This window comes from Bacillus sp. 522_BSPC, assembly GCF_001076885.1.
Classification (GTDB): Bacteria; Bacillota; Bacilli; order Bacillales; family Cytobacillaceae; genus Niallia; species Niallia hominis.
This window is the reverse complement of record NZ_JVDT01000149.1, coordinates 22,916-47,441: the sequence shown is the minus strand read 5'-3', so window position 1 is coordinate 47,441 and position 24,526 is coordinate 22,916. Positions and strand designations below refer to the sequence as shown.

24 protein-coding genes are annotated in these 24,526 nt (G+C 34.5%); all 24 read right to left on the bottom strand.

All coding sequences use genetic code 11. The annotated features are described in order from the left end of the window. Positions 1–291: 291 nt before the first annotated feature. The 24 genes from ADJ83_RS11840 to ADJ83_RS11725 all read right to left on the bottom strand — a co-directional run bounded on the left by ADJ83_RS11840 (position 292) and on the right by ADJ83_RS11725 (position 24,512). The gene (locus ADJ83_RS11840; protein ID WP_031538316.1) at positions 292–966 is read right to left on the bottom strand and encodes a zinc metallopeptidase; all 675 of its coding nucleotides are present in this window, start codon (positions 964–966) and stop codon (positions 292–294) included. 60 nt (positions 967–1,026) lie between these two features. Continuing rightward, entirely contained in the window at positions 1,027–1,839 is an 813-nt protein-coding gene (ypjB, locus tag ADJ83_RS11835; RefSeq protein WP_031538315.1) for a sporulation protein YpjB, read from the bottom strand. 70 nt (positions 1,840–1,909) lie between these two features. Beyond that, a complete protein-coding gene (locus ADJ83_RS11830; protein WP_035416534.1) occupies positions 1,910–2,503 on the bottom strand; it encodes a DUF1405 domain-containing protein in 594 nt (197 codons plus the stop codon). A gap of 133 nt (positions 2,504–2,636) precedes the next feature. Then, a complete protein-coding gene (locus ADJ83_RS11825; protein WP_031538313.1) occupies positions 2,637–3,182 on the bottom strand; it encodes a ReoY family proteolytic degradation factor in 546 nt (181 codons plus the stop codon). A gap of 198 nt (positions 3,183–3,380) precedes the next feature. Beyond that, a complete protein-coding gene (locus ADJ83_RS11820; protein ID WP_031538312.1) occupies positions 3,381–4,643 on the bottom strand; it encodes a tetratricopeptide repeat protein in 1,263 nt (420 codons plus the stop codon). Between the two features lie 24 nt (positions 4,644–4,667). Next, positions 4,668–5,567: a hypothetical protein gene (locus ADJ83_RS11815; protein WP_031538311.1), complete on the bottom strand. Its 900-nt coding sequence runs from the start codon at positions 5,565–5,567 to the stop codon at positions 4,668–4,670. A gap of 136 nt (positions 5,568–5,703) precedes the next feature. Then, positions 5,704–6,993, bottom strand: coding sequence for a 3-phosphoshikimate 1-carboxyvinyltransferase (gene aroA, locus ADJ83_RS11810; protein ID WP_031538310.1), 1,290 nt, complete (start codon positions 6,991–6,993; stop codon positions 5,704–5,706). A gap of 16 nt (positions 6,994–7,009) precedes the next feature. Further along, the gene (locus ADJ83_RS11805; RefSeq protein WP_031538309.1) at positions 7,010–8,113 is read right to left on the bottom strand and encodes a prephenate dehydrogenase; all 1,104 of its coding nucleotides are present in this window, start codon (positions 8,111–8,113) and stop codon (positions 7,010–7,012) included. A 26-nt stretch (positions 8,114–8,139) separates the two neighbouring features. Beyond that, positions 8,140–9,243 carry a histidinol-phosphate transaminase gene (gene hisC, locus ADJ83_RS11800; protein WP_031538308.1) on the bottom strand — a complete coding sequence of 368 codons (1,104 nt, stop codon included), beginning with the start codon at positions 9,241–9,243 and terminating at the stop codon, positions 8,140–8,142. 22 nt (positions 9,244–9,265) lie between these two features. After that, on the bottom strand, positions 9,266–9,631 hold the full coding sequence (aroH, locus tag ADJ83_RS11795; RefSeq protein ID WP_031538307.1) for a chorismate mutase: 366 nt from the start codon (positions 9,629–9,631) through the stop codon (positions 9,266–9,268). Further along, the gene (aroB, locus tag ADJ83_RS11790; protein ID WP_031538306.1) at positions 9,632–10,714 is read right to left on the bottom strand and encodes a 3-dehydroquinate synthase; all 1,083 of its coding nucleotides are present in this window, start codon (positions 10,712–10,714) and stop codon (positions 9,632–9,634) included. It abuts the gene before it with no gap. Beyond that, positions 10,714–11,886: a chorismate synthase gene (aroC, locus tag ADJ83_RS11785; protein WP_031538305.1), complete on the bottom strand. Its 1,173-nt coding sequence runs from the start codon at positions 11,884–11,886 to the stop codon at positions 10,714–10,716. Before aroC ends, aroB begins: the two co-directional genes overlap by 1 nt. Before the next feature lie 198 nt (positions 11,887–12,084). Beyond that, complete coding sequence (locus ADJ83_RS11780) at positions 12,085–12,858, bottom strand: CheR family methyltransferase (protein ID WP_031538304.1); 774 nt, start codon at positions 12,856–12,858, stop codon at positions 12,085–12,087. 247 nt (positions 12,859–13,105) lie between these two features. Further along, positions 13,106–13,552 (bottom strand): nucleoside-diphosphate kinase, encoded by a 447-nt coding sequence (gene ndk / locus ADJ83_RS11775; protein WP_031538303.1) that lies wholly within the window; start codon positions 13,550–13,552, stop codon positions 13,106–13,108. A 129-nt stretch (positions 13,553–13,681) separates the two neighbouring features. After that, positions 13,682–14,644 (bottom strand): heptaprenyl diphosphate synthase component II, encoded by a 963-nt coding sequence (hepT, locus tag ADJ83_RS11770; RefSeq protein ID WP_031538302.1) that lies wholly within the window; start codon positions 14,642–14,644, stop codon positions 13,682–13,684. Between the two features lie 247 nt (positions 14,645–14,891). After that, a complete protein-coding gene (locus tag ADJ83_RS11765) occupies positions 14,892–15,593 on the bottom strand; it encodes a demethylmenaquinone methyltransferase (protein ID WP_031538301.1) in 702 nt (233 codons plus the stop codon). Between the two features lie 6 nt (positions 15,594–15,599). Next, positions 15,600–16,418, bottom strand: a complete 819-nt coding sequence (locus ADJ83_RS11760; RefSeq protein WP_048717802.1) for a heptaprenyl diphosphate synthase component 1 — start codon at positions 16,416–16,418, stop codon at positions 15,600–15,602. A gap of 431 nt (positions 16,419–16,849) precedes the next feature. Further along, positions 16,850–17,122: an HU family DNA-binding protein gene (locus tag ADJ83_RS11755; RefSeq protein ID WP_016203034.1), complete on the bottom strand. Its 273-nt coding sequence runs from the start codon at positions 17,120–17,122 to the stop codon at positions 16,850–16,852. Positions 17,123–17,599: 477 nt separating this feature from the next. Continuing rightward, positions 17,600–19,078, bottom strand: coding sequence for a stage IV sporulation protein A (spoIVA, locus tag ADJ83_RS11750; RefSeq protein ID WP_031538299.1), 1,479 nt, complete (start codon positions 19,076–19,078; stop codon positions 17,600–17,602). Positions 19,079–19,878: 800 nt separating this feature from the next. Then, the gene (locus ADJ83_RS11745; protein ID WP_031538298.1) at positions 19,879–20,928 is read right to left on the bottom strand and encodes an NAD(P)H-dependent glycerol-3-phosphate dehydrogenase; all 1,050 of its coding nucleotides are present in this window, start codon (positions 20,926–20,928) and stop codon (positions 19,879–19,881) included. Positions 20,929–20,944: 16 nt separating this feature from the next. Next, complete coding sequence (der, locus tag ADJ83_RS11740) at positions 20,945–22,255, bottom strand: ribosome biogenesis GTPase Der (RefSeq protein WP_031538297.1); 1,311 nt, start codon at positions 22,253–22,255, stop codon at positions 20,945–20,947. 579 nt (positions 22,256–22,834) lie between these two features. Beyond that, positions 22,835–23,020, bottom strand: a complete 186-nt coding sequence (locus ADJ83_RS11735) for a capping complex subunit for YIEGIA (RefSeq protein ID WP_031538296.1) — start codon at positions 23,018–23,020, stop codon at positions 22,835–22,837. Beyond that, the gene (locus ADJ83_RS11730) at positions 23,017–23,907 is read right to left on the bottom strand and encodes a YIEGIA family protein (protein WP_031538295.1); all 891 of its coding nucleotides are present in this window, start codon (positions 23,905–23,907) and stop codon (positions 23,017–23,019) included. Before ADJ83_RS11730 ends, ADJ83_RS11735 begins: the two co-directional genes overlap by 4 nt. Next, positions 23,904–24,512 (bottom strand): YphA family membrane protein, encoded by a 609-nt coding sequence (locus tag ADJ83_RS11725; RefSeq protein WP_031538294.1) that lies wholly within the window; start codon positions 24,510–24,512, stop codon positions 23,904–23,906. Before ADJ83_RS11725 ends, ADJ83_RS11730 begins: the two co-directional genes overlap by 4 nt. Positions 24,513–24,526: the final 14 nt, after the last annotated feature.

Here is a 24,526-nt window from a genome sequence, read left to right as displayed (position 1 = left end):
CTTTCTTTAATTATTCGTTAATTCCCATTTATCCCCTTTCTCTCTCATGGGGAATATGAAGATAAAAGGGAGATCAACTGTCCGTATAGGTCCGAATGGTTTTATTAACCATCCATTTGGATAAAAGAATCCCTCCAAATGAAAGGAGGTATCACTTTAAATAAATCGCATTGTTTATTATACACCTTCGTTTGTTTCGATTCTATAATTTTTCGAAAAATCAAAATTCAAATTAATCAAATAAAAAAACGATGTAAAAAGATACTTCCTTTTCACATCGTTCTATTAATTTTATTCGTCTCTTGACATACCTGTATAGATTAAAACTAAACGAATCAATTCGAGCACCGCTACTGCTGCTGCAGCCACATAAGTAAGTGCTGCTGCATCTAATACTTTCTTCGTTTCTCTCTCTTCTTCGTTTCGAATGATCCCTAATGAAACTACCTGATCCATTGCACGGTTAGATGCATTAAATTCTACTGGAAGTGTCACAAATTGGAACAATACACCGGCAGCCATTAAAATAATTCCTAACAATAACATTCCTTCAATTCTTGCAAAAATACCAATCATGATAAATATCCAAGATGCATTACTTCCAAAACTCGCAACTGGTACTAAAGCGGAACGAAAACGTAAGAATGAGTATTCTTGCTGATCTTGGATTGCATGACCGACTTCATGTGCGGCAATAGCAGCTGCAGCTACTGAGTGCCCGTGATAGTTATCAGTGGACAATCGCACAACTTTGGAGCGAGGATCATAATGATCTGACAAAACACCTCTTGTTTCTTCAACAGATACATCATATAACCCATTAGAATCCAATATTCTTCTTGCTACCTCTCTACCGGACATTTGTGAGGAAGAAGCTACTTTTGAATATTTTTTATATGCGCTTTTCACCTTCATTTGTGCCCAAATAGGTATGAGAATAATTAGTATAAAATATACAAAAAACATGTTTTTCCCCCTATTTCATCATGTAGTATATTTTTATTGTAAGCAAGAAAAACTTCAAAGTCAAATTTTATCTCTCTTTTGTTTTGCTTGTCTTTTTTCTGCTTTATCTCCAAGATATTTTCGCCATCCTACATATGATAAAGTAAGAATAATGATACTTCCTGTAGAAATAATCACCCACCATAATGAAGGATCCGCCTCATCTTCATACAGCTGATTAAAAACATCCTGTAGCTCCGCTTCTAATTGACCAACTTCTTCTTGGGTCCCTTTTTGATTAAATACTTGTAAACGGTAGGTATTTAGAAACTCGACAAGAGAATTCAGTTCTTGAAATTGAGTGGTTGAAACATCTAGCTTAAGACTAGGATTAATAATTTGATAGAGCGATAAGAACGCATCTAATCTCTCATTAAATCTCTCTTTATCTTCAGAAATGATTGCATCTTTCATATCTCGATATGTTGTCATAACAGGATCTTCCATTTGTGTCCATAAGGGCTGCTCACCTGATGAAACAGCATCTACCGCCAATCGAAATTTCGTTACAGTATTAATCCGTTGATCACTATCTATCGATGGATTGGTTATAGCTTCTATCGCTTCATCATGCGCTCCAGTTAATATTCGCTGTTCATCGAGTGTAAATAGACTGCCATTTACCGTTACCGTACTAAATTGATTCGAAAAATAATCAAGAATTTTTTTAGCATCCTCATATCGTTCTGATCGTACAAGCTGTAATACTTCATCTGAAAGTGTATCTAGTTCATCTAATTCTTTAGCAGGCGTTTTTTGGTCTGCATATACAGAAAAAGAGATAGGCAAAAGTAAAATCAATATCATCAACAACATAACCAATTTAGCCTTCATTCTTGTCCCTCCTCTATCTACTATTAAAAATGTATGATGAGTTGGACAAGGTTAGACTAAAAAAATAATTCTATTGAATTTTCCATTGTAATTGCTGCCTTTTTTTATATGCATATACACCTATTAATAGACTTAGAATACTAAGCCAAAAAGTAAAGTAGCCGATATTTGCCATATATTGATCCAAGACACTATATTTAGGCATCATCTTAAACACATAGTCAATAACATCATTATGTAAAGTCCAAATTGCTACAAGTAGAATATGGATCCATTTAAAACGATAAAAAGGAATATATAACAATCCTTGAATTGCCATTGCCCCATGTGAAAAAATGAGCATCCATGAGTCTATCCCAATTGCTCCTGTTTCAACATAGACAAGAATGTTCATTACTACTGCCCATATTCCGTATTTAAATAAAGTTATTAAAGCTAGTGCTTCTATAAGCGGCCAATTCTTTTTCCATAAGAAAGCTATTAATACAAACACAAAAAAGAGACTTGCTGTCGGACTATCAGGTACGAAGAGCAGAAATTTTGTCGGTGTCTCTGCTAATTGAAACCTGTACCAATAATAGCCATAAGCCGTTCCTACTATGTTAATAATGAGTAACAGCCCTAAAAATGAACGATTGCTTAGTATCATATAAATACTTCTCACACATTTTCCCCTTTTCCATAACTGATCCTCCTATTTTATCACAGTTTAGAGGGCATAGGAAAATCTCAAGAAATTAGAACTTTAGTAAAAAAACAAATCCCGTAAAGTTCGCTTTACGGGAAGACAAGTAACCTTATTTATTTTGAAAGAATTTTAATTGATTCGTTAAGGTATTAAACATATCTTTATCTCCAGTATCTAATGCTTCATCGATTAATTGGAGAAGTTTTTCTTTTTGAAATTTTTCTATGCTACTTACCAAAAATTGTTCAGCAATCATTTTATCTTTTTCGGTTATTTGTAGCTTTTTCGGCATAAATGGATTTTCTACTAGTACAGCTGCGTATTGATGAACTTGATTTGATGCGTAAAAATTCAGCTGAATGTAAATATCTTCATCTCTATTTAGGCGAATATCATGAAAAGACTTTTCTGCATCTGTAGTCATTACATTTTCTTTATAAAACCTAAAAGGTACTTCATCTACACAATGCGTGGACATAATCAGCCCTCTTGGACATTTTTCTGCATTTTCAACAAAATGGACTTTTTCCATCAATTGATCATGACTCATTAAATAATTTAAAATCCAAACACATTCCCGTCTCTTCAATTGATAATGATTTAAAAACCAACGAATGAAGTCTTTTTTTTCATTGACAGATACAGGGGTTTTCATTTGTAATTCCCTCCTCTGCTTGCAACAAATTTTATTATCCAACCTGCTTTACCTGCATCGCTCCTAAGGAAATGACAACTAGAGTGGACCAACAAGCTTTTTGTTTGCCCTTTTCCCATAAATTTAATTTCGCTAAAAGAAAATCCTTTACGAAAGTCACCATGTGAAAAATACTTTTACCCTTTTTCAATTACTTAATTATTCGTTTTCTGTGAGGCGTTGCAAGATTTCAATATACTCTTCATTACTTGGGTCTGTTTGTAATAGCATATTAAAAATTTCGGCAGCATCCCTTCTTTTTCCTTCTTCTAAAAGAAAATATCCATAATCATATAGAAAATCTGGAAGTTCTTTAAAGAAAGTATATGCTAATTGATATTTGTTTAATGCCTCTGAATATTTTTCTATGCCATGAAATGCTTTGGCTGCATCCCAATGCAATTGCGGCTCTTCCATTTCTTGTTTATCCATCAGCTCAATTAACTCGATGACATCCTCAAATCGATCTTGAGTTAAGAATAATTTATTTAATAAAAGCACTGCATCTATAAACTCAGGATCTATTGCAAGTGCTTCTCTAAAATGTTCCTCGGCTTTTTGTTCATCACCACGTTTTAAAGCTAATTTGCCACCATATAAATATAAATCTTTATTAAACTCATCTTGCTTTATTCCTTCTAAAACTGTTTTGTATGCATCGTCAAGCATTTCTTCATGCTCATATGCTCTGGCCAAATACAAATAGAGGGAATGGTAGGATGAATCCAAAGCTTTTACCTCTTCAAAACGATTTATCGCAACCGTATATAGGCTCGCCTGCGAGGCAGTCAAAGCAAGATTAAATAACGTATTTATCTCTATTTTTTCTTCGAGTGCTTTTTCATAATAGCCAATTGCATCCTCAAAGGCTCCCCCCGCACTTAAGTTATCCGCAATCCTTCCGTTGATATTAACTCCAGCAATATTTTCCTGCATTGGTAATACCTTTTGATAGGATTTTATCGCATCAGCAATTTTTCCTTGTTCCGAATATAATTCACCTAAGGCAAAGTCAATAATCACTTCATCTGGTAGGATTTTTTTTGCTTCCTTTAATTTCTGTTCACTAACCTCATACAACCCATCCATTTGATATAAGTCTGCAAGCAATAGTAAAGCTTGAGGAAAAGAGGGATCCTTCGGGTTAATTTTCTCTAAATAAGAAATCGCTATTTCCTCATTTCCCAATTCCATTTCCACTTCTGCAACTAGAACAAGTAATTCTCCTTCATCCGGATACCCTTCTAGTAGTACTAAAAATAGATTTTTGGCTTCTTCCAAAAAACCTAGCTGAAATAGTTCTTCGCCTAGCACAAATCTTTCTTCATTATTGCCCATTTTTAAAACATCTTGATAATATTTTAACGCTTTCTCTTGTTGTCCATCTTCTAATAAAGATATAATTTCATTAACTCTTTCCATATGATAATCCTCTCTAATCTCCTTCTATATTGTTAGGAAGGAAGGTACTTTTACTTCAAGTAATTCACCATAGCCTGGACGATAATACACCTTTGCCCCTGCTCGAATACATTTTCCTTTGTGTATAGTCATTTGTATTCTATCATAATGATAAAGAAACAAATCGTTTTCTTCAATATTTATGATTGATTCATCGTAAGCAACTAAATTATACGTTACTTCGCCACCTTGGTACACATTTCCTTTAAATGGATAAATCCCTATTTTGGCTAAATCAGAATAGTCGACTGGCATTCCTTCTTTTATTTCATGAGGAATAGATGGTATTTTAACATCTCTCATTAAACTTGACCATATATTTTGTGCCATTTTCTTTTCTTGTTCATCTTTTGCTAAAAATATCGGTACGAGTGGTGCATTATATGGAAATAAAGCCTCTTTTATCCATCCCCATGGAATTTGATATAAGGCTTTAATATCTTCAATCTCAATAAATAAAACTGGTACTTTTTCTCTTTTACACATTCGTACAAAACTAGGCGATAATAATGATAAAGGAATCTTTACGGCTGCAACATAATCTATTGCACAATTTAGTAATTGACTGTTTATTTTTTTAAATTGCAAAGCCAATTCTCTTTCTCTCTTTACTTCTATATAAAAGAGAAAGGTTGTACATCCCTTTTTGATCAAGTTCTCTTCTATATACTTTTTTTGTTGTGTACTAGAGTTCATTTGCTTCACTTGGTTATCAAGCATAACTGTAGTGGGTGTCATTATATATGGAGAGCCATCCATTCGCATATATTGATAAGAGTGGAATTTATCTTTAAGTAATTCAATTCGATTATCCTCAATTAGGATAGATGTCTTCTTCAATCTTTGCCTTTTTAATAAATGTATATTTTCGATGATATATCGCATCCTAAATCACCACCTATTCTTTTAAGACAGGCTATGATTAAACAATAGCAAATATTCCATTTATCCACATTTTTAATAATTTTCTGTTCCAAAAAAAATCGTCGACAAACTTAGCGTGTTCATCGACGACCAATTATTAGTTAGACAATATATGAAGATGTTCGAAGAAAGCTGGATACGACACCGCAATAGCATTCACGTTTTCGAGAATCATTTCTCCTTCACAAATCTGTGAAGCAATTGCAAGCATCATTCCGATGCGATGATCTCCATGAGAATTTACTTTTGCTCCAGTCAGCTTCGTCCCACCTGTGATAATCATTCCATCATCAGTTGCTTGAATATCCGCACCTAATTTCTTTAGCTCCATTACTACAGTATCAATTCTATTAGTTTCCTTAACCTTCAATTCATGGGCATCTTTTATAACCGTAACTCCCTCTGCCTGTGTTGCTAACAATGCAATGATTGGGATTTCATCAATTAATTTCGGGATAATCTCCCCTTCGATAACTGTTCCCTTAAGCTTACTTGACATCACATTTATTGTTCCAGTCGGTTCAAAAGCATCAGCAGCATCTATTTGAATATCGATGCTTGCTCCCATGCTTTGCAAAACGTCTATTATTCCTGTTCTTGTAGGATTAAGTCCCACATTTTTTAAAGTAATGCTACTGTTAGAGACAATACAACCAGCTACAAGGAAAAATGCTGCAGATGATATATCTCCTGGAACATGAATTTCTGTACCAAGAAGTTTCTGGCCACCTTCTACTTGAATTTCATTTTCGTGTCTACTAATTTTCCCGCCAAATCGTTGAATCATTCTCTCGGTGTGATCCCTAGTAGGTACTGGCTCAATCACCGTTGTGATTCCATCTGCATTAAGGCCGGCAAATAATATTGCAGATTTTACTTGTGCACTTGCTACAGGCAATCGATAGGTAATACTTTGTAGATTTCCACCACGTACGGATAAAGGAGTATACTTTCCTTCTTCTCTGCCGTCAATTTTCGCACCCATTTCCCTTAAAGGAGTAACCACTCTTGTCATTGGTCGTTTGCCTATTGAAGAATCGCCAATTAACGTACTGTGAAAATGTAATCCTGCTAATATTCCCGTTAATAAGCGAATCGTTGTACCCGAATTCCCAACATCCAAAATATCTTTTGGTTCTTGTAATTCACTCATTCCTTTTCCATAGATAACGACCTTTTGGGTATCTTGTTCTATTAATACCCCTAATTTTCGAAAACAAGAGATTGTACTTAAACAATCCTCTCCTAATAGAAAATTTGTTACTGTTGTCATTCCATTTGCAATGGATCCAAACATGATCGAACGATGAGAAATCGATTTATCACCCGGAACTTCAATTTCACCTTTTAACCCATTCCTATTACTTCTTAATGTTAATAACTCCAATACATTCACCTTCGTTCTATCCAATCGTAGTATCATAATTAGAATAAGAAGCGATGCATTTCTGTGCTCTTATTCTATCTGCCTCTGTTTGAAAGCTGATTGCTAGTATTCCAAAAATCTCTTCCCGCGTTTCCATTATTCGAATATTTGTTATACTTATATTTTCTTTTGCTAAATAGCCAGTAATTTCGGAAATTACCCCTGGATAGTCAGGCACATCCACAAATAAATCATAAAAAGCTGGTATGGCACCTTTTTGGTCTTGAGGCAAACCGTCCCTTACTTTTTTTGCTCGTGAAAAATAGTCATATAACTCATCTGCTCGTTCATGTTTAATCAGTGAAAGCACTTTATCCATTTCTTGTTTCCAGTCATTCATTAACTGAATTAATACGTTTTTATTATGTATTAAGATGTCCCGCCACATGGAAGGACTGCTTGATGCAATCCTAGTAATATCTCGGAATCCACCTGCTGCTAACCTTGTAACAAGCTCGTGTCTTTCACTAATGTGATCTGCCTGGTGCACTAACGATGCTGCAACTATATGTGGCATATGGCTAATGGCACCTGCCAATAAATCATGCTCCTCTGGAGAAATAATTAGAAACTTTGCATTTGTTCCTTGGAGCCATTTAAGTAACTCTTGAACCACTTGTTCCTTAATACTTTCGTGAGGAGTTAGTAAATAAAAGGCATTTTCAAATAGAATAACTTTGGAAGCAGAGACACCACTTTTATGGGATCCAGCCATCGGATGGCCCCCAATAAAAGTAATACCTTTGTCCAATAACACTTGCGATTTATTTGTAACAACAGATTTTGTGCTTCCGACATCTGTAATTAGTACATGTTGTTCTAACGCTAATGTCGAAAGCAAATCGATGATTTTTTCTGTTTCTTTTACAGGTGTTGAAATAATAATGAGATCAGCAGTTTGTGCTCCTGCCTCAATCGTTGATGCTATTTCATCAATAACCCCTAGCATTTTGGCTAATTTTAAATTATCTCGGGAAATATCATATCCAAAAATAGTACTTTCTGGATGTTCTTTTTTTATACATAAAGCCAACGATCCACCTATAAGTCCTAAACCTATTATGAAGACGCGACCATTCATCCTATCACCGCCTTCTTTTCCCATCATTATTTCGCGACTTTCTGTTCAGCAAGAAACTCCGTCATGACTTGAATCAATCCTTCGTTCTCTTCTTTCGAACCAATTGTTATACGAACTGAGGTAGGGAAATTCAAAGGAACACCCGAACGAACTATATATCCTTTACTCATTAAATATTGGAACACTTCATTTCCATCGATTTTAAAATCAACTAAGAGAAAATTCGTTTGGGATGGAAAGTATGTTAAATTATTTTCTTCACAAAAACGGTATAATTGCTCTAATCCTTCTCTGTTTTTCCGTCTACAAGTTTCTACAAACTCCTGATCCTTTAATGCTTCTTCAGTCGCAATTTGCCCTAATGTATTAACGTTAAAAGGTTCTCTAATTGGATCTAAAGTGTTTAATAGAGTGGCATTTGCTACTCCATATCCAACACGGAAGCTTGCAAGACCATATATTTTTGAAAATGTTCGTAGCACAATAAGATTGCTGAATTTTCTTGTCAGAGAAATAGAATCATAATAATCATCCGCAACTACATATTCGAAATACGCTTCATCTAATACCACTAAGACATCTTCTGGTACCTTTTCTAAGAAAGAAACTAATTCATTTTCTGGAATATATGTACCAGTTGGATTATTAGGACTACATAACCACACTACACTAGTATTTTCATCTATTTCAGCAAGCATCGCAGGTAAATCATGCTCTGCTTTTTCTGTTAGGGGCACTTCTCTAACCTCTGCACCATCCACAATTGCATTATGCTTATATTGACCAAATGTATGACTAGCCATTACAGTATTTAATCCCGGTCTAAGTAGAGCTCTTGAAATCATTAATATAATTTCATCCGATCCATTACCAAGCACTAACTCTTCTGGTGTTACTTTTAGAAAATCAGCAAGCGCATAGCGTAAGTTTGTAGCATATCCATCTGGATATAAAGCATACGAGCCATCTACTTTTTTCAATGCCTCTAAAACTTTCGGAGAGCTTCCAAAAGGGTTTTCGTTGGAGGCAAGTTTTACAATTCGGTCTAAATTAAATTGTTTTTTTACTTCTTCAATCGTTCTACCTGGTTGATAAGCTTTTAAACTTAAAAGCTGCTGTTTCCACTTCATTTTCTTTCACCCCAAAAGTTACTTATTGTTTTGTTAAATCTGGTCTTAATTGAATTGCCTTTTCTAAATAAATATGTTGAATCTCATCCTGACAAAGTTCTGTATTCCAATGCATCATAATACGAATACACTTCTCTAATGAATTGGGAACTGCTATTTCCTTCATACACATTACCGGAACAAATATCCAGTCTTCTTGCATACGAATCACTTTTGCAGGAAAAGCTGCATTAATGTCATCCGTTACTGATAAAAATACAGAGGCAACATCGCTCGCTTTAATTTGATTGGAGTTTATCATTTCATTAAAAAGGCTTTCTGTAGCTGATAATATCTCTGCCTCTACATTATTTTCAACCGTAATAGCTCCCCTAACTCCTCTAATCATCTACTTCCCACCTTTAAATATAGCTAATTCTTCTCTAATTTCCGCTTCACCTATTTCTACTAAAACAGGTTTACCTATTTCTTTTAGTAAGACAAAACGGATTGTTCTATTAATCGATTTCTTATCTTGCTTCATTCGATTAATTAAATTGTTTATTTCTAAATCCACTGGAATATCACAGGTATAACCAAGTAATTGGAGCCACTTTATGTATTCCTCCATTGAAAAGGCTATATCATATTTCTTCTTGCTTAACCTTAATGCAAAAATCATTCCGATAACAACAGCTTCCCCATGCGTAAATTTACCATACCCCATCTCCGCTTCAATTGCATGCCCAAGCGTATGACCAAAATTCAAAAAAGCTCGTATATTTGATTCTCTTTCATCTTTCTCTACAATAGATCGTTTAACTAGAATTCCCTTTTCTAGTATTTCAGACCAATAAGCTATGTCTACTTTTGATAAGTTATTTATATTAGTAGTCAAATCTTGATAAAACTGTGAATCACTTATTAATGCATGCTTGATCACTTCACCAAACCCTGAACGTAGCTCCTGAATTGGCAGAGTAGACAAAAAAGTTGTATCATAAAAAACCGCTTCTGGCTGATTAAAAACACCAATCATATTTTTTCCAAGAGGATGATTTATCGCAACTTTTCCACCAACAGCACTATCATGAGCTAAAACAGTTGTAGGTATTTGAATAAAGGGAATACCTCTCATGAAGGATGCAGCTACATAGCCAGCTAAATCCCCAACTGCTCCACCACCTAATGCCAAAACTAGTGATTTTCTATCTAAATGTTGTTCTAGCATATAGGTGAGGCAAGCATAAAAAACATCGAATGATTTTGCCTTTTCCCCTGCAGGTACTGTATATGTTATAACAGGGAGAGTGGAAAGTTCTTTTTCTACTGTTGCTAAATGTAGCTTCTTTACGGATTCATCTGTAATAATCAATATTTTCGTTACGTCTTCAAATTTGCTTTGAATAAACGAATGTAGTTGTTTAATGACATGTTCCCCAATCCACACATCATATTGTTTCGACGAAGTTTGAATTGAAACAGTGGGCATTAGAATTCCCTCGCATGTTTGTTATGCTCTCTAATATTAGCAACAAGTCCTTCGAAACGATCAGAATAAAATTGATCAACGATAGCTGAAGCAAGCTCCCATGCAATAGCATGCTCTGCAACAACTGAAGCTGCTGGCACTGCACAACTATCACTGCGTTCAATACTTGCTGTAAACTCTTCTTTCGTATCAATATCAACACTCTTTAATGGTTTATAAAGTGTCGGAATCGGCTTCATAACCCCTCTAACAACAATTGGCATGCCATTTGTCATTCCACCTTCTAAACCACCTAAACGATTCGTTCTTCTAGAATATCCTGTTTCTTTATCCCAGATAATCTCATCATGGACTTCACTTCCTGGCTTTCTCGCCGCTTCAAAACCAATACCAATCTCGACACCCTTAAATGCATTAATACTCATTATGGCACTAGCAAGCTTCGCATCTAACTTTCTATCGTAATGAACATAGCTGCCGACGCCAATTGGCATACCTTCCACAACTACTTCTACTACGCCTCCAATAGAATCACCACTTGCTTTCGCATCATCAATCGCCTTCATCATTTCAGCGCCTGCTTGTTCATCTAAACAACGGACAGGGGAATTCTCTGTTATTTCCCTAAGCTTCTCGATTGATGCATAATTCGTAACATTGGATTTCACTCCGCCTATTTCCACAACATGGGAAGCAATTTTAATCCCCAATAAAGAGAGCAGCTTTTTCGCAACTGCACCAGCTGCCACCCGAACGGTCGTTTCACGTGCGGACGAACGCTCTAATACGTTTCTCATATCTCGATGACCATATTTAATAGCACCGTTTAAATCAGCATGGCCTGGTCTTGGACGGCTAATTTTCCGCTTAATTTCATTTGCTTCTGCTTCATCGATTGGCTGTTGACCCATAATTTTAGTCCAATGTTTCCAATCATTATTTTCTACAATTAAAGAAACAGGTGAACCTAACGTATAACCATGTCTAATTCCACCACCGATTTCCACGGTATCTGTTTCTATTTGCATTCTTCTTCCTCGACCATGGCCTTTTTGTCTTCTAGCTAATTCTTCATTTATATCTTCCGCTAATAAAGGCATTCCAGCAGGAAGACCCTCTATAATAGTAATTAGTTTGGGACCATGCGATTCCCCAGATGTTAAGTATCTCATATATAAATCCTTTCTCCCTTCAACGCTTTAAAGTAATTATGTTTCAATATAACATACCTATCCAGTTATGAATAGAGAAAAACCTAAAAATCTTTGCAAAATCATCTAAATCTCTTGTAAATTCAAAGGATGACCATACAGTAATTATTTAAACAATGGCAAAACAACGGGATATTCTTGTGGTTGTTTTGCCATTGCTTATATTTTACGATAGAAGAAAGTATCTGCTGTTTCTAAGCCATACTTTGCGGGGGTAAAAATTTGTTCTGTACTACCGACAAAGAAAATCCCACCAGGTCTTAAGGCTTGAGCGAATTTGTGATAAAGCAAATCTTTTGCATCCTCTGTAAAGTATATTAAAACATTTCGACAAACGATTAAATCGAATGGGCCACCAAATGAATCCGCCAATAAATTCTGTTTTTTAAATGTGACGTTTTTTTTCACTTCGTCCATTATTTTATACATCGAGCCTTGCTGTTCAAAATACTTATTCTTTTGCGCCACTGGCACTTCATTTAATGCTCTCTCTAAATACACACCATTTTTCGCACGTTCCAATGCATTAACATCAATATCTGTTGCAAGGATTTGAAAATCCTTTGCCTTCATTTCATTGGAAAGAAGCATTGATAATGTATATGGCTCTTCCCCTGTCGAGCAAGCAGCACTCCATACCTTCATCTGCGCTTTAGCTTTAAGGAGATCGGGCAATATATTTTTCTCTAAAACCTCCCACCGTTTATAATTACGATAAAATTCAGAAACATTAATTGTCATCCGATCTAATAACTCGTCCAATAAATTCTTATTCGTATGTATTGCTTTAAAATAATCTGCAAAAGAAGTAAAACCCCTTTTTTCATAAAGAGATGTCAACCTTCTTTTCATTTGTGCCTCTTTATATAAAGACAAATCTATTCCTGATAATCTATAGAAATTCTTAATAAAATCTTGAAAATCCTTCTCCATGTAATTTCCTCACAACCATCATAAAATCAACTTCTTTTTTAGTATATACGATTTTCCTCAAAAAGGGCCAAATTTTATTCCGATAATTCATATAATTAATCGAAATGTGGAGGCGCCTGTTTATCGTCGTACAAACTGGAGGGCTCTGACTGAGATAAAGGAAACACGGGGAACGCTACCTGATAATATCGTTTATCCACATATAAATAGCTGTCCTGATGAACAGGACAGCTATTATAACCAAAAGTTAGTAAACCCAATTATCTAATAATTTATGATACTCTACTAATTCTTCCTCATCGAAAAATAGGGATATTTCTCTTTGCGCACTTTCTTTTCCATCAGATCCATGAATTATATTTTTATGTTTTACTACTCCAAAATCGCCACGAATGGTACCTGGCAAAGCTTCTAGAGGGTCTGTTTTCCCCATCATTATTCTCGATTTTGCGATAACTTCCTCTCCTTGCCAAACCATTGCAAATACAGGACCAGAAGTGATAAAATCTACTAATTGTGTAAAAAACGGCTTACCTTTATGTTCTGCATAATGCTGTTCTGCTAAATCTTCCGAAATATGCATAAGCTTTGCTCCAACGAGTTGGAAACCTTTTTCTTCAAACCGGGCTATTATTTTCCCCATTAAATTTCTTTGTACACCATCTGGCTTTACCATTAGAAATGTTCTTTCCATAAGCTCACTCCTACCATATGTATTAGACTAGCAAAAATGGTTATTCATGAAAAGAACTTAACACAAAAATTCGAATTTTGCAAAAGAATCTTTAAACGCTTTCATATGTAATAGGTACTGTTACAATTGCTAAAATTTACGTTTACCCAAATATTTTGCTATATTAGCTAGTGCCGATTTGGCTTTTCCATTCGGCAAATCACGAATAGTTAAGAGGGCCTTATTTAAATACAGGTCACTTACTTGAAGAGAACGATCGATTGCATCTGTATTTTTAATGCTTGTAATAACCTCTGTTAATTCCTGTTTTGACATTGCTTCATGGACAGTGATTATTTTTTTGCGAACCTCTTCATTTTCCATTGCAAATAAAACAGGCAATGTAATATTTCCTTGAAGTAAATCCCCGCCTGCTGGCTTTCCTAATTCTTTTTCTGTCCCAACAAAATCTAGTACATCATCTATGATTTGATAAGACATACCAACATAGTACCCGAATTGATGCAACTTTTGCTGGAATTCTTCTTCAACATCCGAAACAATCGCACCTACTAAAGAACTTGCTGAAATTAATAAAGCCGTTTTTCTTTTTATTCTCCGAAAATAATCTCTAATATTTTGATCAAATCGATATTTGTCTTTTATTTGCTGAATTTCGCCGATACAGACTTCCACAATTGTATTAGCAAGTACTCTGTGGGCATCAGGCTTATTAATATCACTCATAATTTCCATTGACCGAGCAAAAATGTAATCCCCTGTATACATCGCTACTTTATTATCCCATTTTGCTTTAATAGTAGGCTGACCTCTTCTTAAATCAGAATCATCTATTACATCATCATGAACTAATGATGCCATATGAATTAATTCCAACGAAACTGCTGCTTTTTTTATTTTATGGATATCATAATTTCCAAATTGCCCTGCAAGCAATACAAATATCGGACGTATTCTTTTTCCACCTGCTTGTAGTAAATGCAAGGAAGACTCACGTAATATAATAGAGTTTGCCTGTACGGTTTCTTCTAATTCTCTCTCAATTTTTTCAATATCCGAATTCAAAAATGAGTACATCATTTTTAATTTCACCAACTACTCACCCAACTTGTATCCATATTTTAAAATAATTATGTATTTCCTTGACATTATTTCTAGTTCTTTTTTCTTATAGTAGCCTTTAATATACTTTCCATTTTTGCTAAAACAGCGGCGAACCTTGTTAAACATTTTCTCCACTTCTATTTAGACTACTCCAGCTATTCCCATATCTAAATAAAATTTTTAAACAGCTAAAAAGCTTTTCTCCCTTACAGGACTTTCATCACTATTGAGATTATTACTTATAACCAAAATGAACTGCAGCAACACCGCCAAAATAAGCTTTATATCCTACTCTCTTTAATCCTGCTTCTTCAAACATCATAGCTAGTTCTTTCATACCTGGGAAATCTCGCGCTGATTCCTGTAGCCATGAATATTCCTTATAGCTTTTAGCAAAAAGTTTACCAAAAATCGGCATAATATATCTAAAATACATATAGTAGCCTTGTCTAAAAATTGGCATTGTTGGTTGCGATGTTTCTAAACAAACAACCATCCCTCCAGGCTTTACTACTCTTCTCATTTCTTTTAAAACAGTTAAGTAGTCTGGAACATTACGCAAACCAAAGCCGATTGTTACAAAATCAAAATGATTGTCTGCAAAGGGTAACTCCATGGCGTTGCCGTGAATTAGCTGTATATTTTTATACTCAGCTGTTTTTTGCTTTCCTATGCTTAGCATATTTTCACTGAAATCAAGACCAATCACTTCCCCGTTAGGGCCAACTTGCTCTGCTAGGCTAATTGTCCAATCAGCTGTTCCGCAGCATACATCCAAACATGCTGAACCTTTAGGCACATTCATTCGCTTCATCGTGTCTTTTCGCCATAATTTATGCTGCTGAAAGCTAATTAACGAATTCATTCTATCATAATTCCCATAAATCTTTTCAAATACATTATGTACCTTTTCTTCTTTAGACTGCTGCTCTTGCATTATTATTTACCCTTCCTCTACGTACAATTGTTGTTTGCTTAGTTTATTCAAAAATCGATAGGCGGTTTCTCTAAATTCTTCTTGCAATGCTGGAAGACTATTTAACAACTCTTCTACACGTAAACTTGCCTCTTTTATATATTTATCCATCATTGCATCTTTATTATTTTTAGTTATTGAATTTAATTTATTTTTATTCTCATACTTAAAAAAAGCATCTACTACCATTGAACTATTCGTTTGATCAAACAACTCTTTTTCTTTGCAAATTCGATGAAGAAACAAAAATTCTTCCACAAAAGCTTTCCATCCATCCATTTGATAGTAGTCGACTAGCTTTTGGATTAATGCTCCTTCAATATCTTTTAGACTTTTTATTAATTGCTCTATTCCCTTTGCGCTATGATGGTAGAAGAATATTTTATTCTCATTAATCACTTTAATGCCTTCTGCTAAAAACTTAAGCATTTTAAAGTCTTCTATTTCAGCTAATATTTTATAGTATTGCCCACTGTATAAATCCCCTGCTAATACCGTTAATTGTCTACTTCGTTCATTTCCCTTATGCATCTTATCATTTGTAACGAGCTCATGGGTATCAAGGGCAATCTGAATAAGTGTAATTGTTGTTGCATAGGTAATAATATCCTGTTTTTTTACATTTGCCTGTAATAAGACTGTTATTGTTAGTAAAAGCTTATGTTCATCCAAAATTGGATTTGGTATATGTTTTTGTAAATAATGATTGGAGGTTTTTTCAACTACTTTGATTTTTACACTCTCTATTAATTCTTGTATAGCCATAATATCACCCTTGTTCCCCATTTATTCCTCTTTCGCTATTATCTATTCATGCCAATCTCTAAAAACTGTCGAAATATTATTCTTTATTATATGTAAAGTTGTTGCTATGACCCGCAGCCTAAATACACTTCGCTTTCCATTGGTCGAGTGCCGAGCCGCTACCATAGGAGTCTACGTGTATTCAGATTTATTAGTTATTGAATTTATTGGTTTTTTCTATTGGAAACACACCAATCTTTTAGAAAACAGCACTAAACAGAACTTTTCCATTTCAATCACATATTTTATTTATTATATCACAAGAGAAAGTAAAGGGGTACAATAGCTACTTTGGAAAGATTCTCTCTTATTCCTTTTTCTCCTTTCATTTCAATCATCATTATTTTATAAAAAAACTCATAAAAAAAAACCGCGATAATTTCGCGGTTTTAGTGAAATACTATTATATGTAATTATTTCACTGCGTCTTTAAGTGCTTTACCTGGTTTAAAAGCAGGAACTTTGCTTGCTGCGATTTCAATTTCTTCACCAGTTTGTGGGTTACGACCTTTACGAGCCGCACGTTCACGTACCTCGAAGTTACCAAAACCGATAAGTTGAACCTTATCACCATCTTTTAAAGCATTCAAGATTGTATCGAAAACAGCGTCAACTGCTTTAGTAGCGTCCTTTTTTGATAGTTCACTTGCTTCAGCAACTGCATTGATTAATTCTGTCTTGTTCATGCCTTTCACCTCCTCCCGAGTGTTTCAAATAAAAGCCTAAAATTAGTTTCATATCTTTATTTGTAAACAAATTAACGGAATTATATACGTCCTACCGAATTTTTTCTTAAATGACATACATTTGTTCACTCAAAGAAGTATTCAAGTATAAAGTAACTTAACCCTTACATAAAGAATAAGAAACCTTATATAACGCTAATTCCTTTAAAAGATTATCATAATCGTTTATGCATATCAAGAAATTTTATGTATTGATAGCGATATTTTCTTATTTTGAAATAAAAGCGTAACATTAAAACCATAAAATTTCCATTTACAACCAAAATTAAAACGTAAAAAGAACTATAACTCCATTGTTTCACTTAAGTAAATGGTGGGTATAAGAATAAATAAAATGCCTCTATTAGGCTTTTTTTATACCAAATTTCGCTTTCTTCTCGAAATAAAATAAAAAAAAAGAACCCTAAAATAGAGTTCTTACAAAATAATTGCTATTAGTCCACCAGAACCTTCATTGATAATTCTTTCTAATGTTTCTTTTAATTTATAGCGAGCATTTTCTGGCATAAGGGAGAGTTTAGCTTGAATGCCTTCTCGGACGATTGAACTTAAGCTTCTTCCAAAAATATCTGAATTCCAAATTGATAATGGATCATCCTCAAAATCCTGCATTAAATATCTGACTAATTCTTCACTTTGTTTTTCCGATCCAATAATTGGAGCAAATTCACTTTCAACATCTACTTTAATCATATGGATAGAAGGCGCTACAGCTTTTAGTCTAACGCCGAATCTAGATCCCTGACGGATGATTTCAGGTTCATCTAAGCTCATATCAACTAAGGATGGAGCAGCAATCCCATAACCTGTTTGCTTCACCATTTTTAATGCGTCTGAAATTTGATCATATTCCGTTTTTGCATGGGCAAAATCTTGCATTAATTCTAGTAAGTGGTCTTTTCCTCTAATTTCTACCCCGACAATTTCTTTTAAAATGTCATCATATAACTCATCTGGTGCAAATAGATCAATTTCGGCAATCCCTTGGCCCATTTCAATGCCAGCTAGACCAGCATTTTCAATAAATTCATATTCACTAAATTGAGAGACAACTCTATCTACATCTCTTAATCTCTTAATGTCTTTTACTGTTTCTTTTACTGCTTCTTGGTAATTATCTCTTAACCAATGATTTTCTCTTAATACCATTACCCAGCTCGGTAAATTCACATTTACTTCCAATACCGGGAACTCGAATAATGCTTCACGCATTACATTTAAAACATCTGCTTCACGCATACTTTCTACACTCATCGCAATTACTGGGATATCGTATTTTTCAGAAAGCTCATCCTTTAATGCTTCCGTATTGGGATGATATGGCTGTGCACTGTTTATAATCATAATAAACGGCTTCCCAACCTCTTTTAATTCCTCAATTACTCTATTTTCAGCTTCTAGATAGTTACTTCTTGGAATATCGCCAATAGTACCATCTGTTGTAATAACTACTCCAATTGTACTGTGCTCTTGAATTACCTTTCTAGTTCCTATTTCAGCAGCTTCATGGAATGGAATTGGTTCTTCATACCATGGTGTATTTATCATTCTAGGCCCATTTTCATCCTCATATCCTTGTGCTCCAGGCACTGTATAGCCAACACAATCAACAAGCCTAATATTTACTTCTAACCCTTCATCTACTTTAATAGAGGCCGCTTGATTTGGAACGAACTTCGGTTCTGTTGTCATAATCGTTTTTCCTGCTGCACTTTGAGGAAGCTCATCTTTTGTTCTTGTTCTTTCCCCTTCATTTTCCATATTCGGAATTACGACCAATTCCATGAATTTTTTTATAAAAGTTGATTTTCCAGTACGTACTGCACCTACTACACCTAAGTAAATATCACCGCCCGTTCTTTCGGCAATATCTTTAAAAATATTTACCTTTTCCAAGTGATCCCCTCCTGAACTTTTCCTAGTACATGGGATAGAATTATCCTTTTAATACTATTAGACAATATATATTTATGATGTTGTCCTATCTCTTTATGACTTATTTTTTATTTTCCCCTCCTTTTTTTTGCTAGTTTTTATATTTACTTAGCAAGTTAGTTGTTTATGAACGTAAAAATGGTACCCATCCATACGTTTTTTATTTGATTCTGAAATTTACCTAATTCATAAAAAACACTCATAGATAAAATAAAAAACCTTCTCTTCAATATATACATGAAGAGAAGGGATATGACATTTTTGTTTGGAAAAAAGATAGAAAAGAGACAAGGAAGGGAAAATAATATTAATCAGCCAGTCTTTCTAGTTAACCAACATGTTTCAAGGTTTTCACACATCTCTATAATAAAGCATTTAAACTAAATCATCACTATGATTTAAGCGAACTTCCATTTGTGGATGCTTTCTTTCCTGACACCTAATGGGTAGTTGAGGCAATTTAACCTTCACGGATAGTTTTATCTTCCACTTTCTTCCTCAAATTATCCTAAGCTTTCTGTTGCTTCTTCCTGAAGTTTAAAAATGGGAAAAATAAAAAAATCAAAGTAAAAAGTAGGGGAAACTTTTCACTTTGATTATCCATCAACTATTTGACCCATACCCTGTTCATTCCACTAGGTTGCTTCAAAACATTTTATGTTATTACATCCATTTTCGAACCATTAAAACGCCTATATTTGCTTAAAAAGATTCCTTTTTCATCCTTTTATAAGAAAGGATGAAAAATACACATCTTTTTCTTATTCTATGTACTGAGAGGCAAGGATGTTTATTAAATCTTCCATTTCATTCGTTTTTCCTCTTGCCATTAAGCTCTCTACGGCAGCTTTTGCATCTTGATCATTAAATAAAATCTGGAATAAAGCATTCGTAATAGGCATCGTAACACCATATTTTTCTGACAGCTGATGTGCAGCTTTTGTAGTCCGAATTCCTTCCACAACCATACCCATTTGAGCAAGAACTTCATCTAACACTTGGCCTTTTCCAAGCATGTTACCAGCTCTCCAGTTTCTAGAATGGACACTTGTACATGTAACAATTAAATCTCCAATCCCAGTCAAACCTGCAAACGTAAGGGGATTTGCTCCCATTCTTGTTCCCAGCCTAGCCATTTCAGCAAGTCCTCTTGTTATTAAAGCTGCCTTGGCATTATCACCAAATCCTAAACCATCTGCAATACCTGCACAAACTGCAATGATATTTTTTAATGCTCCGCCAATTTCAACACCTATAAGATCTGGATTTGTATAAACCCTGAAATTATGATTAATAAATAAATCTTGAACAAGTTCTGCTTCGGTCATATTCTTGGATGATACTGTAACGGTCGTCGGATGTCGAAGACTCACTTCCTCTGCATGACTAGGACCTGATAATACAACAATGCTTTTTCGTTTACTTTCTGGTATCTCTTCCTCGATAATTTCAGAAATACGCATTAACGTTTCAGGCTCAATTCCTTTACTAACATGAATGATTGTTTTTGGTTCGTTTATATATGGAAGCAATTGCGGAATAACCTCTCGCATCGCTTTTGTTGGTATAGCTAAAATAATAAAATCAACATTGCGAACACTTTCTTCTAAAGATGTAGTTCCGACTACTTCTTTAGGTAAGGTTATACCTGGTAAATATTTATTATTTTGATGCAAATTATTGATCTCTGCAATATTTTTCTCATCTTTACCCCAAATACGAACAGTATGACCATTATCGCCAAGTACTAATGAAAGTGCTGTTCCCCAACTGCCAGCACCAATCATCGCTACAGTTTTTTGAATTTTCATCTTCTTTACACCTCTATTATTTTCTTTCTCTTGCAAAGATTTTAATCGGTGTTCCCTCAAAACCAAATGCATCTCTAATACGATTTTCTAAAAATCGCTCATAAGAAAAGTGAAGTAATTCTGGATCATTGACAAAAACGACAAAAGTTGGTGGTCCAACCGCAACCTGGGTAGTGTAGTATATTTTCAATCGTTTACCTTTATCGGTTGGAGTAGGATTCATCGCTACAGCATCCATTATAACATCGTTCAACACACTTGTTTCCACTCTACGAGTATGATTTTCGCTAGCAACTTTAATCATCGGTATTAATGTATGAATCCGTTTCTTCGTTTTTGCTGAAAGGAAAACAATTGGAGCATAATCAAGGAATAAGAAATGTTCCCTAATATTTTGTTCAAATGTTTTCATTGTTTTCTCATCTTTTTCTACTGCATCCCATTTATTCACGACAATAATCACTGCTCTTCCAGCTTCATGTGCATATCCAGCAATTTTTTTATCCTGTTCAATAATTCCTTCTTCTCCATCAATAACAACTAAAACAACATCCGATCTTTCAATTGCTCGCAATGCTCGTAATACACTATATTTCTCTGTAGATTCGTATACTTTTCCTTTTTTTCTCATTCCTGCTGTATCGATAATAACAAACTTTTCTCCGTTAACCGTTACCTCAGAATCAATTGCATCTCGAGTAGTACCAGCTACATTACTAACGATTACTCGATCTTCTCCTAACATTGCATTAACTAAGGATGATTTCCCTACATTTGGTCTCCCAATAAGAGAAAATTTAATAATATCATCACCGTAATCCTTTGTATCATGCTTAGGAAAATGCTTTGCAGCTTCATCCAATAAATCACCGAGACCTAAACCATGAGATCCTGAAATTGGAAATGGTTCGCCAAATCCTAATGCATAAAAATCATAGATTTGTTCTCTCATATCCGGATTATCTACTTTATTAACGGCAAGAACAACTGGCTTTTTAGCTTTATACAATATTTTTGCAACTTCTTCATCGGCAGAAGTAACCCCTTCACGACCATTTGTTATAAAGATAATAACATCTGCCTCTTCTATTGCTATCTCCGCTTGCATACGTATTTGATCTAAAAATGGTTCATCCCCAATATCGATTCCACCTGTATCAATAAGATTAAAATCATGGTTTAACCATTCTGCAGAGCTATAAATACGATCTCTCGTTACTCCTGGTATATCTTCCACAATTGAAATACGTTCTCCCACTATCCGATTAAAGATAGTCGATTTTCCTACATTCGGTCTTCCAACTATCGCAATAACTGGTTTAGCCATCGCTATCATTCCCTTCACACATAATCATTCTATCCATGCCACATGATTCCTTAAAAAAATAGTAACTAAGTAATCACAGTGTTAAAGAACATTCTTAAATTATTTATTACCTTTATAACATAAGTACATGAAAATATAGTACTTCCGCTTTTTAGTTTCGTGGATATTAGAATTCTTTATCATTCGAATTTGTTGTTTTTTAGGCTGAAATCACACTCTTATAAGCAAGATTAAAAACAAAATGAAAAACTTATTCCTAAGATTCTAAACATAATGAAACCAATAATCGATTGCTCAAGTAATACCCTTTAACAAAAAATAGTAAAAATAGGGGCTAACCCTAAAATAGAGAAGTAGACCCCTAACTAAAACAGTTTATCAAAGAGATGTTATCCAAGCAACAGAAAACTACATTTCTTTACAATAATCATCATTTTTATAACTTTTTCACAATGTATGCGCTAATTCGTATATATTGGTTTTTATAAAATATATAAGCTCCCTTACACCCTAATCTTTTATAAACTAAATCCTATTGAAAACTTCCTTCTTCATTGGAAAACTTTATCTAATTTGCATTTAATGCTTTACTATAATATAAACTTCCTCCCCAATTTTATGAGCAATCCCATCTAATATAGCTTCTAGATTAGTGGCAACATTCTCCATCTCAGTCGTATTTTCACAATAATACACACCGTTTCCTGGTGCGACTTTGCTTGGATTAGTTGTAATGGAGGCTAAAATGTATTTTTCTAAATTCATTCTATCTCTCCCTCTCTTTCTAAGCGTTTACTGGGCATCCGAATGGCATTTTCTAACGTTGGCACGGCTCCAATAATACTAATCGCCTTTTTTTCATTTTGTATTTGAGGTAGCACGAATACAGCCACCCTTCCATCCTCTAAATCCCGTTTAGCTAATGGTACTAATGCGGGTGTTCCAGAGTCTCGATAGACACCAAGAGCAGTAGTCACATCATATAGAATTGCCTGCCTCTGTCCTAAATTTGCAATGGTAGTTCTGGCATTAAAATTTTTAGGAGTCAAGATAAAGCCCATTCCATACTTTAAGACTTCCTTCTGCCGCTCTGGCAAACCAATATTCATAATATAAATGGTATCTACATATAGACCCGAATCATCAAACATTGGCTTTGCATATGAAATATCTACAATATCCTTTAATTGACCACCAGACATCAATTTTTTCGCTATGATTACAGAGATGATTGCTGCAAGAATACCTGTCCATATATTATAAATAATATAGCCAAAGGTGCTTAAAAGACCTGCAAACATTACCAAATAGTTCCTGCTTTCAAAAGCAATAGCAATTCCTTCAATATACGTTTTTCCTCTTGGAACCATTTCGAAACTATCCAACTCCGTAAGCGTATTTCGTTCCATATTTCTAACCTCTCGAAATTGAGAAGCTGCAACAGTTAAGAAAGTTACTGCTGTATAATCTTTGTTTAAGATTGCAGGAATGGCCACGGAACCCAGCCCTGCTGCTATGAAGCCTAGCGCGATATGAATAATTTTCCCATGCAAATAAGTAGGATATTGGCGATAATCTGTTCTTAGCATATACATTCTTAATATTGTCCCAACAATTACTCCAAGTAAAATTGGATAAGTAAAGTTACTCATATATTTTTTTGTCTCTCCTTTTCAAGCATAAATACATGCTGTTCCCATTTTACTAGTGTCATTCTTATATAAAATAGGGATAAGAATCCAACTACACCAGGCATTAAATAGTCAAAAAAGCTCAAAGAACCAATATAATATTCCATCTGATAATTTCTTAAAATGCTACTCAATAATATTTCTCCAGTGCTACTTCCAATTAGCAAAATAAGTATTTGACAGACTATATTTTTATGTAAAAGGATAACTAGGACAAACAATATACTTACTTTAAGCCAAGGTCCTGGAATAAATACCCAGATAGGATCAATGATTGCCATCAGTTCATATGTGGCATAAGCTAACATCGTAAAAAAGGACGCTATGATAATATAAATAGTCGTTTTCCATCGTAAACGACCAGTAGAATAAAACGAGATAATTAATATACTCAAAAGTAAAACAGAACTACTTATTTCATGCCACTCCCATTTAAAGGGGCTTAAAACAATTGCTATTAATACATAAATGGAATATTTAGTTCGCTTCGGATTATCTTTTTGTAAAAAAAACGTCGTAACAATCCAGATAAACCATGCACAAAATAAAAAGATTGATCCCTCCATTATACTCACTCTCC